The following is a 16,682-nucleotide window of genomic DNA, read 5'->3' on the forward strand; positions in this document are numbered from 1 at the left end:
TACAAATGTATCTTTATGAAGATCCTTTTCTGTTCCATCTTATATGACTGAACACATTTAAGCACAAATCATAAACAACTTAAAATCAATATAATAAAAGTAAAAAAAGGTTAAAATTTATAAACCTGAACTTATTTTTTAAACTCAGAAGGGGTCTGATCAGTAAATTTTTTGAAGGTGGTGTTAAATGAGGTCTTGGAATTAAATCCAGATTCGAAAGCAATCCCTAAAATGGAAAGCTTATTGGCCTCATTATTTTTCAGCAACTTTTTAGCATGCTCGATTCTATATTCATTAATGAACTGAAAAAAGTTTTTTTGAAAGCCGGTATTGATCACATACGATAAATGATGAGTAGAAACAGACAAGTGTTCTGCAAGCTTAATTAAATTCAGCTCACTATCCAGGTAAAGCTTTTCTTTTTCCATTACATTTTCAAGCTTTGTTTTAAGCCGGGATAATTCTTCATCAGAAATGAGTTTTCGTTTGATTTCTTCATTTTCTGCTTCATCATTAATGGATATGAGCTCATCCCGTTGTTTTTCCTCAACAGGATAAATTTCTTTTTGCTTCAGCGAGTAATACGCTACAAAATAAACCACTAAAAGAAAAGCTATATTGATGAAAGCATTTAATGATGTAGAATCATAGAAAAGATTGTAGATAACATATACGATATTGATAATCAAAAGAATAAGAATAATATACTCCAGCCAATTAAGATTGATCCCTTCCGTATTAGCAGAGAATTGCTGAATTCTCTTTTGATGTTTCCGTATGGTAAAATAAGAAAGCCCTGTATAAAATACCGCCTGGAATAATATCAATCCTATAAATGTAAACTCAAAAAAAGATTGGTTTTCAAAGTTTCCGTAACGTTGTAATAACAAATTGATAAGAAAAATAACAGGTAAAACAGCATATTTTACGTCCGACCTCTTAAACCTAAATGAAGGATTTGTAAAGAATAAAACACTGAAATAAAACATAATGGGTGTAAAAAACTGAACGAACTGAACAAAAAGAATGGAATGAATTTCTATCTGAGAAATTTTGATCAGTGACCAAATTTCATCCAGCCAGTATGTGGACCACAAAAAAAGAAACAAACCAAACCATAGGTTGGCTTTTCGATTAACTTTAAGAGGATTGGCCAGTTTTAACAAAGAAAGCAAAACCAATGAACCATAGATAAGTATGACGATAAAACGATTCAACTCTATTGTATTCATTGGTTTTGATATTTTATTTAAAGATAGGTTTTTTATCCTATTCTTTTCCTGACAAAAATCTCGTAGCTTAAGTACAGGAGCGGAATCGCCATAATTCCAATATACAAACCGTTATCCATTGCTCTTTCAGGCTGATTGATCACCGCATATAGCAGACCGAAAAAGGCTCCGCCAAGATGTGCTGCATGACCTATATTATCATGTTGTCTGGGATTAAGCATCATATAGACGGAATAGCTGAAATAAAGAAGCCCGAATATATAGCCCGGAATTCCGATAGGAATAAAGAATATATATATTTTAAGATCAGGAATAAGTGCAATTCCGGCAAATAATATCCCTGAAACCCCTCCACTCGCTCCAATAGCAGAATACCATGGCTGCTTCTGATAGATAAACAGGGAAAACATATTTCCGAGCAGTATAGAACCAAAGTATACAATTATGAAACCCAGATTTCCAAAACCTTCCATTACGATAGGCCCAAAGAAATAAAGGGTCATCATATTAAACAGAAGATGCATTAAATCTGCATGAAGGAAACCTGCAGAAAGGAGACGGATGTACTCTTTCCTGTTTTGGATAGCTCCTACATTAAATTTATACTTTTCGAAAATACCATGATTATTAAAAGCAATAAAGCTGATAATACTGGTAGCTATAATAACTAATAATAAGATATTCATGATTAATTTAAAATTTAATTTTCGTCACTATCAGTATCTCCTTCAAAAAGGTCACCGATAACCCCACCGTCTTCATCAATGCCTTCAGTATGTTCAGGCTCTTCATATACTTCCGGTTCCTCTTCTTCAATCTCCGGAACCGTAATATTTATCGCTTTTACCTTGAATTTGGTAAATTGATTTCCGATTGCTTTTATACCTTTCACCATAATAAAATCATCAATATTTATGGTTTCGGGATCACGTTCTTTTCCTTTATCTTTTGAAAAAATGATTTCTGCAGTAGATCCGTTGGCTACTATCACGTTCTCAATAAATGATTTGCTATGCTCCGAAGGCATGAAATTCTGGGGATTGGTATTATTTTCGAGAAGGAATCTTTTAATAAAATACATCTCTTTTTCCCCATCGTAATAAATACAAGTTACAGGTTGCTGCGGCCGCCATTTTTCAAGGATCAGATAATCATCGTCAAAACGGTTTCCAAGGTCAAAACTTACCAGCTTTGCCTCTCCATTGGAATTAATCGTCAGGATTTTATCATCTCCTTTAAAATTCCCTAACAAAGTACCCCTGCCATCAGCATTTAATCTTCGTACCGTATCATCAAACCAGATTCTTCTTGGAGCCAGGGTTGAAATACCTTCTTCCTTAAGATCTACTTTTTTCACGGAGTATTTGGTCACCAGGTTTCCTTTGGAATCGCGGCCTTTAATTGCCAATTCAGAAAAATCGATATCCATCTTATTTTTTCTGATTCTTGGATTCGGTTTTAAGAGAACAGTAACCGTTTCAGCTTCTCCATTCGGATTAGCGGAAAAATAAAGCACTTCCGAGCCTTTTTTATCAGACGCCAGAGGATAATCTGTATTTCTTGTCACCGCCGTTACGGAGAAACGTTTCATATAATACGGACCTTCTTTACCTTCACGGTAGATCATATTATACACTGTTCTCTTGTCGTTTTTCTTCCAGACAGCCACATGCAGGAGATCTTTTCCGATAAAGGTTTTTGCCTCTACTTTGACGATCTTCATACTTCCGTCTTTTCTGAAAGTTATAATATCATCGATATCGGAACAGTCGAATAGGTATTCATCTTTTCTCAATGAGGTTCCTATAAAGCCTTCTTCACGGTTTACATAGAATTTTTCGTTAGCCACGGCTACTTTTGTAGCATCAATGGTATCGAAAATTCTTAATTCGGTTCTTCTCTGCTTTTCTTTACCGTACTTCTTCTGAATATTTAAATAATACTCGATAGCATAAGCGATAAGATTAGCAAGATTATATTTAACCTGCTCTATCTTACCTTCAAGAGCAGCAATATTTTCTTTAAATTTATCTAAGTCGAACCTGGAAATTCTCTTGATTCTGATCTCTGTCAGCTTCAGAATATCTTCCTCAGTAACGGCTCTCAAAAGATGCTTGGTATGTGGTTTTAATCCTGCATCAATAGTTTTGATTACCTCTTCCCACGTCTTTACTTCTTCAATATCGTGATAGATTCTGTTTTCGATGAAAATCCTTTCCAATGAGGAGAAATGCCAGCTTTCCTGAAGTTCGTGAAGTTCAATCTCCAGTTCTTTTTTCAGCAATGAAACGGTATGATCCGTATTCATTCTCAGGATTTCAGAAACACTCAGGAACATTGGTTTATCTCCCACAATTACACACGCATTCGGAGAAATTGTTACCTGACAATCTGTGAAGGCATATAACGCATCAATTGTTTTATCCGGTGATACGTCATTATGGAGATGGATCAGAATTTCTACGGTATCGGACGTATTGTCTTCAATTTTTTTTAATCTTGATCTTACCTTTTTCATTAGCCTTTAGGATAGAATCTATCAGATCACTGGTTGTTTTGGAAAAGGGAAGTTCAGAGATAACCAAAGTATGTTTATCGGTCTGTGTAATTTTGGCTCTTGCACGTACTTTACCACCTCTTTGTCCGTCGTTGTATTCAGAAACGTCCAGATACCCTGCTGTAAGGAAATCTGGGAAAAGTTCAAACTTTTTTCCTTTAAGGTGAGCTACTGAAGCATTGATCAGTTCATTAAAGTTGTGAGGAAGTATCTTCGTGGATAATCCTACACCAATCCCTTCTACTCCCTGCGTTAAAAGTAAAGGGAACTTTACGGGAAGATCTATAGGCTCGTTATTTCGTCCATCGTAAGATTTTGCCCACTCCGTTGTCTTAGGATTGAAAACTACCTCCAGTGCAAAAGGGGTTAATCTGGCTTCAATATACCTTGCTGCTGCAGCCGAATCTCCGGTAAAGACATTCCCCCAGTTTCCCTGAGTGTCAATCAGAAGCTCTTTCTGCCCGATCTGTACCATGGCATCAGTAATAGAAGCGTCCCCGTGGGGGTGATATTTCATTGTATTTCCTACAATGTTCGCTACCTTATTGTACCTCCCGTCCTCCAGCTCACGCATGGAATGCATAATTCTTCGCTGAACGGGTTTTAATCCATCGTAGACCGATGGAATCGCTCTATCTAAAATCACGTAAGAAGCATAGTCCAGAAACCAGTCTTTATAAAGTCCGGAAACTTTCTTCAGGCTTTCGCCTTCATGTGAATTTTCTTCTGTCATTATTCGTTTTTAACGTTTTTCTCGTTATTCGCTTTTACTACTTTATTTAAAGAGAATTTCAAATCATTTACTTCTTTTGTCGTCAGGTAAGAAATTTCGTATTTCAACATGGTTGAACCACTATTCTTACTTGAAATTGTAATATATAATCTTTTTACAAAGAGTAAATTGACGATCTCGTATTTTATTAATTTGTATTTTGGAAATTCATCACTTAAAGGTTTATCTAAAAATGGAATGATGTTCCTGTTTTTGAAATTGAGAGCCTCTCCATCACTATCATACTCAAATATTTGTCTTCCGGTAAGATGGAAAGCTAATAACATAATTACCGGTACAATAATCAGCAGATAGCTTTCTGATCCTAAAATATTAAATTTATATTCTTCTAAAAAGAAGGACACAATTCCGGCTATTAAAAACATTATTAAGAGGGTATTAATAAAGTTGTAGCCCGGTGCTTTATTACGGTTACTTAATCTCATTGTTATTTGTGTTTAAGTTTAAAGGTTATGTCATTTAAGTTTTTTAAAGATTAATTATTAAAAGAAAGTTTTTTGGAGGGATCTTTAACTTTCTACTTCGCTTATTAGTTCTCTGCTATCAATATCCCCGTCTTCTACAACAAGATTTTCAAGAATGAAAACCTGTCTGTCCGGTGTATTTTTACCCATATAAAACTCTAAAAGCTGTTCTATGGTCTGATCTTTTCCGACAACTACAGGCTCCAGGCGGATATCTTTACCTATAAAATGTTTAAACTCATCGGGAGAAATCTCTCCAAGCCCCTTAAATCGTGTAATTTCAGGGTTTTTTCCTAATTCATTCAAAGCCTTTACCCTTTCCATTTCCGTATAACAATATCGGGTTTCTTTTTTATTTCTCACCCTGAATAAAGGAGTCTGAAGGATATAAAGATGTCCGTTCTTGATCAGGTCCGGGAAAAACTGCAGGAAGAATGTAATCATTAAAAGACGGATGTGCATTCCATCGACATCCGCATCAGTTGCAATAATAACCTGGTTGTATCGCAGATCTTCAAGACTTTCCTCAATATTTAAAGCGGCCTGCAATAAATTGAATTCTTCATTTTCGTACACTACTTTCTTGGTCAGTCCGTAGCAGTTCAATGGTTTCCCTTTCAGTGAGAATACAGCCTGTGTTTCTACGTCTCTTGATTTCGTGATGGATCCCGATGCGGAATCTCCCTCGGTAATAAAGATCTGTGTATCCCCTTTTCTTTCTGCCTTCTGATCATTATAATGTTGACGGCAATCACGCAGTTTTTTTATTATGAAGCGATACTTTTTTCGCCCGCTCTCTTGCCAGTTTCTGAATTCCCGAAAGTTCCTTTCGTTCTCTTTCGGAAATTAAAATTTTCCGTTGAATGGCTTCTGCAATCTCAGGGTTTCTGTGCAGGAAATTATCCAGTTTGCTTTTTAAGAAATCAATGATAAAGGTTCTTACAGTGGGACCATTAGGGCCCATATCATTAGATCCTAATTTTGTTTTGGTCTGGGATTCAAAAACAGGTTCTTCCACATTAATTGAAATCGCAGCAATGATTGATTTTCTTATATCCGAAGCATCAAAGTTTTTGTTGAAAAATTCACGGATTGTTTTCACATATGCTTCACGGAAAGCATTAAGATGGGTACCTCCCTGCGTTGTGTTCTGCCCGTTCACAAAAGAAAAATAGGTTTCAGTCTGTGATTTATCCGAATGCGTAATAGCTACTTCAATATCATTATCCATCAGGTGTACGATCGGATATAGAATTTCGCTTTCCAGTTCTTCTTCTAGCAGATCTTTAAGTCCATTTTCTGAATAATAGGTTTCCCCGTTAAAAATGATCTTCAGTCCCGGATTCAGATATGCATAGTTCCGGAGCATTCTTTCGATATACTCTTTTCTGTATTTGAAATGAAGAAAGATTTCTCCATCGGGTATAAACGAAATTTCAGTACCGTTCCTGTCCGAAGTATCTTTTTCCTCATGGTTTTCCGAAATGATTCCACGTGAAAATTCCGCAACCTTCATTCTTCCGTCGCGGAAAGATCTTACTCTGAAATAATCAGAAAGCGCATTAACCGCTTTTGTACCAACACCATTCAATCCTACGGACTTTTTAAAGGCCTTACTGTCGTATTTACCTCCGGTATTCATTTTGGAAACAGCATCCACCACTTTTCCAAGCGGAATACCCCGGCCAAAATCACGAATCGTTACCTTTCCGTCATCTACTTTTATTTCAATTCTCTTACCCGATTTCATCCTGAACTCATCGATAGAGTTGTCCAGAATTTCTTTAAGTAAAATGTAAATACCATCATCGGCGGAAGAACCATCTCCAAGCTTTCCGATGTACATACCGGGACGCAAACGAATATGTTCCTGCCAATCGAGGGTTCTGATATTATCTTCTGAATAGATTGGATTTATTTCTTGTGACATAAGTTATTTCAGCAAACACACAAAAGTACGAAAATGCTTAAAATTATCCGAATTTTTCTAATTCATTTTTTTCAATATTATGTAATATGTTTTGCATTATTATCAAGCAAATTTTATATTTACATCATTATTCAAGATCAAGTGAAAAACCTACGTGATTTTCTTCTATTTTTAGTAATACTATTTTTTCCATTTCTTTCATTTTCTCAAATCCCGGGATTGGTAAATTATAGTGAGAAAGACGGGTTGAATAGCTCCTACACCTATTCTATGAGTCAGGATGACAAAGGCCTTATCTGGATTGGTAGCGATAATGGACTTTTCAGGTTTGATGGTAAAGAATTTAAACAATACAATAAAAAAAGCGGGCTTAAAAACATTGATATCCTTGGGTGCAATCCTTTATCTAATGATGAGATTTTCATCGTAACCTACCTGAGTGATTTTGCCTATCTGAAAAATGGCAAAATCATCAATCCGGATGATAACAAAGAGCTTAGGAAACTTAAATTCCGTGACACCTCCCATACTTACAGCAGTGGAGATTCAGTTTGTATATATACAGCCAACAATCCAAAAGATATCTATATATACAGACGTGGAAAAGTAACAACAATTCCTCTTTCCTTACATGCAGGTTTTCCCTTAGTGGGTCGTAATCCTTATATATTCAGTATGGATGTGGCCAACCACCTGCTTTACCTTACAGATGATACCCAAAAAGTTATAGCATATGATATCCTCACAAGAAAGAAAATACTATGCAATATTTCATTACCAAAAAGTGCCATCTACAGAAAGGGGGACTTCTTAGTTGCTTACCGTGGAAATACTATTGATATCTTCAAACGAAAAAACAAATTTGAATTCATTAAAACGCAGTCGTTTTCTGTTGGAGAACCGATCCATCAGCTTGTTATTGACCGTAACGACAGATTGTGGGTATGTTTAGATAAAGGAGGAGTTCTTTATTACAAAAATACTTTACGGGATGGGAACCTATCCCGGCCCATGAAGATCATGAATGATTTTGTCATGAATCATATCCTCGTAGACAAGGATAAAAACATCTGGTTTTCCACGAGAAACAATGGTATTTACTTTATTACAGATAAGTTTTTCAACAATTATATCCATCTTCCTGTAAAGAATAATTCTTCCTACATTACCGCTATCGGAAAAAGTGGTAAAAACATTATCATGGGGTACAATGAGGCAAAATTCGGCATTTTAAAATCGAATACCATCATTGATGTATCCCTTGAAAAAAATCGGAAAATTGAAACAAAGGCCCTGTTTTCAAAAGGGAATAGCATTATACTGGGGCTTAGCTTAAGAACATACCAATACAATACCGATAATAAAAAAATTACAACCATTGGTGATTATAGCTTAAAAAATATAATCCCCTATAATGACAGTTCAATACTCCTCTGTACTTCCCAGGGTCTTACACTTTATAATTTCATTACCGGGGCCAAATCTGACCTGTTTAATGAAAGAGCCTATACAGCCCTACGCTACGACAAAGACAGTGTCTTTGTTGGAAGTTTTAAGGATGTGTATAAAATGAATGTAAAAACAAATAAAAGAAAACTATTTATTGAGGGATATTATTTCAAAGATATCAAAAAACTTAAGCCTGATGTATATATAGGCTCAACCAATCTCAATGGAGTCCTGATTTTTAATAACAAAAAGATCCTCAAAAGAATCACTGAAAAAGGTGGTCTGTCCACAGACCAGATAAAAAAAAATCGAAGTTGAAAATGAAAACGTTTTCTGGGCGAGTACCAATTCCGGTTTGAGCAGGATAGAAATAAAAGGGAAAAAACTGGCCATCGATAATTTCACACAAACCGATGGGCTTCCCTCCAACGTAGTCGCGGGATGCGTTATAAAAGACGACACCATTTATGCCGGAACGTCAAAAGGTCTGGGTATTTTACCTATTCACAACTTGTTAACCCAGCAGAAGTTTATCAATAAAAAAGTAGTCATTAATTCTGTGACCGTAGGGGGTAAAGAGATATTTGATCTCAATCAGGAGATTAAAGGGCAAACACCTGACAACACAATAACCTTTGACCTCAGCTTTCCGGATTATATCTCTCAGGGTATGATCAAATTCAAGTATAAAGTCGAAGGTCTGACCGACGAATGGCAAATAAGCAATTCATCTAAGATCATGTTTAATTCAATTCCGCCGGGCAAATATACTTTTAAAGTTTTCGGGCTTGGTTATAATGGAAAACGATCCTATACATTTTCGTCAATAGCATTTGAAATTAAGCCCAAATTCTGGCAAACCTGGTGGTTTAAATTCTTCATCATTATCATGGGATGCTCACTTATTTTTGTGGTGGTTACTATTTACTTTCAGAGAAAAAGAAACAAAAAACTCGAAACGCTTTATTATGAAAAGAAGATTGCCGAACTTGAGTTACAGGCCATCAAGGCACAAATAAATCCGCATTTCATTTATAACTGTCTCAATTCTATTCAGTTTTTGCTCTACAAAAAAGATTATGTGGAAACTGAAAACTATTTAAACATATTTGCTCAGATGATACGAAAAACGTTACACTATTCTGAAAAGACATTTATGCAGATCAAAGAGGAAATTGAATACCTTTCCCTATATCTGAATATGGAAAAATTACGTTTAAAAGATCAGTTCGACTACACCATAACACGTTCAAAAAAAACAGATGAAAACTGGATGATCCCATCATTACTGATACAGCCGTTTGTAGAAAATGCCATAAAACATGGTGTTTCCGGTTTAAAGGATCGAAAAGGAAATATCAGGATTACATTTGATTATACCGATTCACTTCTTTGTATTACTATTGAGGATAATGGCGTGGGAATAGAAAAAAGACCGGAATCTGCAAAAGCCAATTCTTTCGGAGTGAAATTATCTCAAAAAAGGATTGAAACATTCAGGCAGCTTTTTGAGACTGATATAACGTTGGAGCTGAATAATCTTTCCGAAAAGGACGGAAAACAAGGTACACAAATTAAACTATATATGACCCCCTATGAAAACCAAAATACAAGCCTGCATCATTGATGATGAACAAGACGGAAGAGATTATATTTCTCTCCTGCTGAAGAATGAGTTTCCGGATATACAGATTTCGTTTCAGGCCTCAAGCGTAGAAGAAGCCTATGTTAATCTTCTGAAAAACGCTCCGGATATCTTATTTTTAGATATCCAGTTAAAAGATGGTACCGCATTCGATTTGCTTTCAAAATTCAGAGAGATCAACTCGCAGATCATATTTATTACCGCCTTTGAACATTTTGCGATCCAGGCCATAAAAAATGGAGCAACGGATTACCTTCTGAAACCTATCAAAAAGATGGATTTTATTATCGCTGTAAATAAGGCTCTGGAAATCAACAAAAAGAACAGAACTTCTATACCGGCTGTTAACCAGAATAAAATAAGCCTACCTACTATGCAGGGATTCAAGCTTACGAATATCGCAGATATTGTTCGTTGCGAAGCGGATTCCAGCTACACTACATTTTATATGAGTGATAAAACAAAGGTTATTGTATCGAAAACACTGCATGAATTTGAAGATTTTCTTTCCGACTATAATTTTTTCAGAATACATCATAAACATCTGATCAATCTGAGCCACTTAAAAGAGTACATCAAAGGAAAAGGAGGACAGGTTATTATGACTGACAACTCTGTTCTGGATGTTTCCGTCCGTAAGAAAAATGATTTCTTAAATAAAATTGAACAATTGGAATAAATCCTAATCCGATTTTTCAAAAAACAAAATCCCTCCATCCAACATAATATTTTGGATGGAGGGATATTTTATATGTATGTAAAAATATCGTTTGAATCCAGACGCTAAATCACAATTAAGAGAAATTATATAACACTTATTAGTGAAGCAGGAACACTTATTAAATCACAATACCCTGGCATCAGATATCGTAATACATTTATGACAAGTTCATAAACAAATTACTAATAACTAAAGTTTTTCTGGTTTTTGATTGATAAAACCAGTAGCACATTATGATAAGAATATATTTTTTAACGATTTATTTGTTCCTTGGATGCCTTCTGATGAATGCACAAGCTCCTTGTTCTGATTTTAATGGCACCAGTAATCCTTTAGGAAACTGGCAGCTGGATCCTGTAAACAACGCTGTCAATTACAACCTTGGCAGCCCCAATACATTGGACGGTTCACAATATCTTATACTAGATGATCTTTCCGGTGGGTCCTGGTTCATCAATCCTGTTGACTATAAAAACATAGGCCAAAGATTCCTGGGACAATGTCTGTATTTCGATTTCTATCTTGAAAAAGACGGAGGTTTTAATGCCCCACTCCATCCTACTATTTACATTCTTTCAGGAAATCAGGCGATTACGTTTGTTGCCAATGCTACAGTAACCCCTAATAGCGGATGGGTCCGGGTACGTGCTCCATTAGCTTTAGCTACGAGCTCAGCTTTTCCAAGTAATTCAGAAGGTACATGGAGCATGCCGGGAGGTACATGGACTGACTTCAATAATGTATTGAACAATTCAACAGCAGTAATGATATCGCCAGACATTACTTCAAGCCCAAGCGAGAGAGTATACTTCGACAATATTTGCATCAAATCATGTGACGGATGTACAGCAGACTTTAAACTTGAAACATCATTCAGTACACAAGGTAATAACACAGGAACTGTGAATTTAACTCTTACCAATCCAATTCTTGTTTCAACACCCAATAATCCGGGCAGTAGTTACACTGTAAACTGGGGTGACGGAACAACATCTCCTTATGTTTTTTCCACTTTAACCCATACTTATGCCACTCCTGGTACATATACGATATGTGTTACTGAAAAGCAAGGAAAACTATTGGTATGTACAAGATGCTTCACTTTCTGTTATTCCAAATCAACAGTCCCTTCCAGAGAGGCTAATATTGGTAATACAGCACCTCAGATTGATATCAAAGCTATTGGCAAGGCAGAGTTAACAGCGATGGATAATGAGTACAGACTGGTTCCTAACCCCGCTAAAAACTATGTGGATATTCAAACAAATCTATCCTCAAGAGGACCTGTTTCCATAAGAGTTCTTGATACATCGGGAAAAATAGTGCTGGAAAAATCAGAAAACCTTGAAAGCGGCCGCCAGAATATAAAACTAAATACTGAGCACCTTATTCAGGGGAATTATATTGTTGAAATTAAATCAGCCAATAAAATAAATTCTCAAAAATTGATTATTTCAAAATAAAATCCAAAGTTTTTAAAAGAGCTGTTCATATCCGAACAGCTCTTTATTCATTTTCATGTTGGTTACAGTTAACCTCCGATTAACAACACTTATTAAAAAAACACCAACACTTACAAATTCACAGTATCGGGATGTTTACTATCATGATACTTTTAGTCTACCAAAAAAAAACAAAAACTTTAACCTATGAAAACAAAAACGCTTCTGGTCCTTGCCGGACTGGCAACTACACAATGTATGTTTAATTCTTGTGGCGAAGACAACACAAACCTGCAAAATGAAAACTACAAATCAACCCAATCATTACCTAAAACAGCTCTAAGCTTTACCAATGGTACTTATTTTACAGATCCTCAGGCTGTAAATGCAGGATTCGAATTTATCCGAAGTAAGTTTGCTCAAAATCCGGGCTATGTTTTAAATCAGCAGGATCTGAATACATTTTACGAAAAAGCTCAAATTGCAACGGATGAAAGATTACCACTTGATCAGGTTAATAATATTATTAACAAAACAGTAAGTTTAATGCAGGTACCTTTTGCACAGGCTGTTCAACAATTAAATATTTCAAGTGCTGCAAAATCATTAGCGATAACAATTAATAACGGTTCAATCATTCATTTAGAGGCGAATGCAGCATATAACAATCTTCCGGCTAATGAAAAATCAATGATTAAGAATATCAATGACTACAAATACAATGCTGAACAAGGAAATTACCTGATTACAGGAATTCCAACCGGTAAACAACCGTTATGGATTACAGGCGGTATGATCGGTATGGTAGGCGGTGGTATCATTGGATTTGCAGTAGCAGGTCCTGTTGGAGCACTTGTAGGAGCAGGAATAGGTGTAGTTGGTGGTATTATAACAGGAGCTATACTAGGAGCTAAGTAAACTATGAGAATGGCATTTCCTTATCAAAAATAAATTTTTTAATTGCTGTTATGGGCCTTGCGCTCATAATAGCAGTTTTCTCTTTTCATAAAGACCCTTCTTTAAAATATAAAATTAAAAATATTGAACTGAATAGTGAGGCCATTTATTTAATACAAAGAGGTACAACAGGAAAACTGGGAAATGTCGCAAAAGACTTTAATATCAATAATAAATATGCTTCTCATTTGGGAATTGGTTTTGTCAACAATAATATCCTAACCATTTATCATGTGTATGTGGACAAAAATAAAAACAATAACAATCTTTATATGGATAGTATAGACGAATTCATCAGTCCTGAAGACCTGAATTATTTGTCTATCTGGAAACTTAAAAATATTGATACCGCAAGTTTCGACCATATTAAACAGACCCTTCGCGAATCTGAAAAAGAAAATATCAATTTTGATTTTAAGTTTGAGGAAAACAACAAAGCCTATTATTGCTCGGAATTTATCGTAAGAATATTGGAGAAAAATAATATAAAAATCATGTCTGATCATAAAAAAAACATCGTCGGAATGATGAGCCAGATTTTAAAAAAAGATACCCTTACCTATTTCCCTGTAGATGGCTTTGAAAATAGTAATCAAGTAATCAAAATATTTGAATGGATAAAATAATCTTTGATATATACTCAAAAAAATAAAATCACAAATAATAAACATCAGGGTTATCGAAATGGGTAACCTTTTCTTATATCCATACTTCTGTATTGGAAAAAATAAATTAAATTCGAAGTATATAAAATACAGTCAATGATACAGCTTCCTCTTTCCAAGCTTTCCAATGTTGGAACCACTATTTTCAGTCAGATGACTCAATTGGCAAATGAAAATCAAGCCATCAATTTATCTCAGGGATTTCCGGATTTTATGCCGGATCCAGAATTACTGAATTACGTGGATAATTTCATTAAAAAAGGGTTTAATCAATATGCTCCCATGGGAGGGATGATTGGATTAAAGGAAGAAATTGCCAGGAAAATTGAAAACAGCCATCAGGCCATTTATCATCCCGACTCAGAAATTACAGTAACGGCAGGGGGAACACAGGCTATTTTTACAGCCATAGCCACGTTCATCAAGAGAGACGATGAAGTGATTATTTTTGAACCGGCTTATGATTGTTATGAGCCGACCGTAGAACTTTTTGGAGGAGTTATCCGGCGTTTTGAAATGAAGGCCCCGGATTATGCGATCGATTGGAATGCTGTAAAAGGAATGGTTAATGAAAAAACCAAAATGATCATTCTTAATAATCCTAATAATCCTTCGGGAAGGATCTTAAAGGAAAGCGATATTCAGGAGCTTATTCATATCGTAAAAGATACACCGATTCTCATTTTAAGTGATGAAGTGTATGAAAATATTGTTTTCGACGGAAAACAGCATTTAAGTATCTGCAAATATCCAGAACTAAGGGAAAGAAGCCTTCTGATAGCTTCATTTGGAAAGCTTTTTCATGTTACAGGCTGGAAAGTGGGTTATTGTGCAGCTCCAAAAATACTGACCGACGAATTCAGAAAAGTTCATCAGTTCAATGTGTTTAGCGTGAACACACCCATTCAGCTGGCGCTAGCCGAATATATGAAAGATGATGAACATTACAACCACCTGAATGAATTTTTCCAGAAAAAAAGGGATTTTCTACGGCAAGGGCTTTCGACTACTTCATTCGAATTACTTGATTGTGAAGGAACATATTTTCAGGCTTTAAAGTATGATAAGATATCGGATAAAAATGATTTTGACTTTGCCAGCGAATTGACAGTGACCCATAAAGTAGCCAGTGTTCCCTTCTCTTCTTTCTACAAAAACAAGGTGAACGAAAACGTGATCAGGCTATGCTTTGCAAAGAAAGAGGAAACGTTAGAAAGGGCAATTGAAAATCTATCTAAAATATAGCACATCGCTAAAGGTACCTGATCAGATGAGTGGAGAAAGCAAGCGGGCTAAATGTTCAAAGAAAATCTTTAGCTTAGGTCTTTTTCTCCATTCATTAAGATGAATTTCAGAGCAATCATTCATATCATGAAGAAATACCTGCTCAATCTCCCGGTTTATTTCCTTATCAAATACAAGAGTATTCACCTCAAAATTCAGCTCCTGACTCCTCACATCCATATTTGCAGTACCTACTGATGAAAAAAGATCATCTATGATCATCGTTTTAGCATGTATAAACCCTTTTTTATAAAAAAAGATTCTCACATTACTTTCCAGTAATTCCTCATAATAGGAATAAGCAGCTGCATTTACCACAACAGAATCTCCGGATTCAGGAACCATAAGCCGTACGTCAAGTCCGGCAATAGCAGCTTGTTTGATGGCATTGAGAACTGTTTCTACGGGAATAAAATAAGGGGTAACAATATATACTTTTTCTTTGGCCGAAAGAATAGCAGAAGCTGTACTCAGCATGATGGAAGGCTTGGTATCCGGTCCACTGGCGGCTACCTGAATAATTGTTCTTCCTTCTTCATTATCCTTATAATTGAAATAGTCTTCAGACAAAGGAGGAATTTTTTCGGTTGCAAATATCCAATTGCTCAGGAATAAAAACTGGAAATAAAAAGCTCCGTTTCCCTGGATATATAAATGCATATCGCGCCAATATTGTGTAGGGTTAGGATTGATATATTTATCAGAAACATTGATTCCACCTGTAAAAACTTTTGTTCCGTCAACAATAATAATTTTTCTGTGATCTCTGTAGTTGACCCTGTTGGCGAGAACCCTGAAAGTAATTTTGTTGACAGGAGAAACTTCTACTCCGGCTTCTCTTAATCTTGCAAGCAGTTTCTTTCCGATTTTACCACTTCCCATATCGTCATAAAGAAAACGGATAATAACACCTTCCCTAGATTTTCTCACCAGTAAATCCGCAAGTCTATTACCTATATCATCATTTTCGTAAATATAATATTCAAGATGAATATGGTGTTGCGCATTTTCAAGAACCTCAAAAACTTTTTGAAATTTTTCCTCTCCGTTAATCAATACTTCTACCTTGTTTTTACGGGTCAGGGGTGAGTGTCCGCCATGATAAAGAAAATTAACGGTCGTTATAAAATCCTCCAGCTCTTTTTCTCTGATACCAAGAGTTTCATAATGTGTTTCTTTGATATATTTTTTAATCCTGTTATAGATTTCCTCGTTTCTTTCAATCTTGAATGTATAGAACTTATTCTTCCTGTAATTAACACCAAAAACAAAGTAAATCACGATCCCTATTATAGGTAAAAAGACGATCAGTAGCAGATAAGCCAACGTTTTGCTGGTATTTCTGGTATCCATGATAATTCTCACCGCAAGAAAAAAGATCCCTGCAAGATAGAGTATTTCAATCGCAGGTAAAATGTAAGGAAACTGGCTTAAAAATTCTTTAATCATAACCGGTAAGATCGTTCATCAGACAATTATTATTCTACATTAAAGATAGCAAAAAGCAGTAGATTCCTACTGCTTTTATTCATTATTATATCCT

11 protein-coding genes and 2 pseudogenes are annotated in these 16,682 nt (G+C 35.5%); 7 read left to right on the forward strand and 6 right to left on the reverse strand.

Annotated elements, in window-relative coordinates:
- Nucleotides 1-131: 131 nt before the first annotated feature.
- From ACJ5H0_RS04725 to ACJ5H0_RS04745, 5 genes and pseudogenes are all read right to left on the reverse strand, one after another.
- Nucleotides 132-1,232, reverse strand: a complete 1,101-nt coding sequence (locus ACJ5H0_RS04725) for a helix-turn-helix domain-containing protein (RefSeq protein WP_411247687.1) — start codon at nt 1,230-1,232, stop codon at nt 132-134.
- Between the two features lie 32 nt (nt 1,233-1,264).
- Nucleotides 1,265-1,918, reverse strand: coding sequence for a rhomboid family intramembrane serine protease (locus ACJ5H0_RS04730; protein WP_172278685.1), 654 nt, complete (start codon nt 1,916-1,918; stop codon nt 1,265-1,267).
- Between the two features lie 14 nt (nt 1,919-1,932).
- A pseudogene (locus ACJ5H0_RS04735) lies at nt 1,933-4,522 on the reverse strand (DNA gyrase/topoisomerase IV subunit A).
- Entirely contained in the window at nt 4,522-5,007 is a 486-nt protein-coding gene (locus tag ACJ5H0_RS04740) for a hypothetical protein (protein WP_172278689.1), read from the reverse strand. Before ACJ5H0_RS04740 ends, ACJ5H0_RS04735 begins: the two are co-directional and overlap by 1 nt.
- An 84-nt stretch (nt 5,008-5,091) precedes the next feature.
- Nucleotides 5,092-6,976, reverse strand: a pseudogene (locus ACJ5H0_RS04745) (DNA topoisomerase IV subunit B).
- A gap of 219 nt (nt 6,977-7,195) precedes the next feature.
- On the opposite strand from ACJ5H0_RS04745, the gene ACJ5H0_RS04750 reads away from it, so the two are divergent.
- The 7 genes from ACJ5H0_RS04750 (at nt 7,196) to ACJ5H0_RS04780 (ending at nt 15,100) form a co-directional block, all read left to right on the forward strand.
- Entirely contained in the window at nt 7,196-8,743 is a 1,548-nt protein-coding gene (locus tag ACJ5H0_RS04750; protein ID WP_411247690.1) for a two-component regulator propeller domain-containing protein, read from the forward strand.
- Nucleotides 8,744-8,780: 37 nt separating this feature from the next.
- Nucleotides 8,781-10,052, forward strand: a complete 1,272-nt coding sequence (locus ACJ5H0_RS04755; protein WP_411247692.1) for a histidine kinase — start codon at nt 8,781-8,783, stop codon at nt 10,050-10,052.
- The gene (locus ACJ5H0_RS04760) at nt 10,021-10,749 is read left to right on the forward strand and encodes a LytR/AlgR family response regulator transcription factor (protein ID WP_411247693.1); all 729 of its coding nucleotides are present in this window, start codon (nt 10,021-10,023) and stop codon (nt 10,747-10,749) included. Before ACJ5H0_RS04755 ends, ACJ5H0_RS04760 begins: the two co-directional genes overlap by 32 nt.
- A 275-nt stretch (nt 10,750-11,024) precedes the next feature.
- Complete coding sequence (locus ACJ5H0_RS04765; protein ID WP_411247695.1) at nt 11,025-12,254, forward strand: T9SS type A sorting domain-containing protein; 1,230 nt, start codon at nt 11,025-11,027, stop codon at nt 12,252-12,254.
- 186 nt (nt 12,255-12,440) lie between these two features.
- On the forward strand, nt 12,441-13,151 hold the full coding sequence (locus ACJ5H0_RS04770) for a hypothetical protein (RefSeq protein WP_411247697.1): 711 nt from the start codon (nt 12,441-12,443) through the stop codon (nt 13,149-13,151).
- 50 nt (nt 13,152-13,201) lie between these two features.
- The gene (locus ACJ5H0_RS04775; protein WP_411247699.1) at nt 13,202-13,816 is read left to right on the forward strand and encodes a YiiX/YebB-like N1pC/P60 family cysteine hydrolase; all 615 of its coding nucleotides are present in this window, start codon (nt 13,202-13,204) and stop codon (nt 13,814-13,816) included.
- Nucleotides 13,817-13,951: 135 nt separating this feature from the next.
- Nucleotides 13,952-15,100: a methionine aminotransferase gene (locus tag ACJ5H0_RS04780; RefSeq protein WP_411247701.1), complete on the forward strand. Its 1,149-nt coding sequence runs from the start codon at nt 13,952-13,954 to the stop codon at nt 15,098-15,100.
- 21 nt (nt 15,101-15,121) lie between these two features.
- Here the strand turns inward: ACJ5H0_RS04780 and cls are convergent, their stop codons facing one another.
- On the reverse strand, nt 15,122-16,588 hold the full coding sequence (gene cls, locus ACJ5H0_RS04785) for a cardiolipin synthase (protein WP_411247703.1): 1,467 nt from the start codon (nt 16,586-16,588) through the stop codon (nt 15,122-15,124).
- Nucleotides 16,589-16,682 lie beyond the last annotated feature (94 nt).

It is taken from the genome of Chryseobacterium proteolyticum, assembly GCF_046591535.1.
Taxonomy (GTDB): domain Bacteria; phylum Bacteroidota; class Bacteroidia; order Flavobacteriales; family Weeksellaceae; genus Chryseobacterium; species Chryseobacterium proteolyticum.

Bases quoted from the DNA above. Each gene is read 5' to 3' on its own strand.
- ACJ5H0_RS04725 (WP_411247687.1), bottom strand. From the start codon at position 1,232: ATGAATACAATAGAGTTGAATCGTTTTATCGTCATACTTATCTATGGT.
- ACJ5H0_RS04730 (WP_172278685.1), bottom strand. From the start codon at position 1,918: ATGAATATCTTATTATTAGTTATTATAGCTACCAGTATTATCAGCTTT.
- ACJ5H0_RS04740 (WP_172278689.1), bottom strand. From the start codon at position 5,007: ATGAGATTAAGTAACCGTAATAAAGCACCGGGCTACAACTTTATTAAT.
- ACJ5H0_RS04760 (WP_411247693.1), top strand. From the start codon at position 10,021: ATGAAAACCAAAATACAAGCCTGCATCATTGATGATGAACAAGACGGA.
- ACJ5H0_RS04765 (WP_411247695.1), top strand. From the start codon at position 11,025: ATGATAAGAATATATTTTTTAACGATTTATTTGTTCCTTGGATGCCTT.
- ACJ5H0_RS04770 (WP_411247697.1), top strand. From the start codon at position 12,441: ATGAAAACAAAAACGCTTCTGGTCCTTGCCGGACTGGCAACTACACAA.
- ACJ5H0_RS04775 (WP_411247699.1), top strand. From the start codon at position 13,202: ATGGGCCTTGCGCTCATAATAGCAGTTTTCTCTTTTCATAAAGACCCT.
- ACJ5H0_RS04780 (WP_411247701.1), top strand. From the start codon at position 13,952: ATGATACAGCTTCCTCTTTCCAAGCTTTCCAATGTTGGAACCACTATT.
- cls (WP_411247703.1), bottom strand. From the start codon at position 16,588: ATGATTAAAGAATTTTTAAGCCAGTTTCCTTACATTTTACCTGCGATT.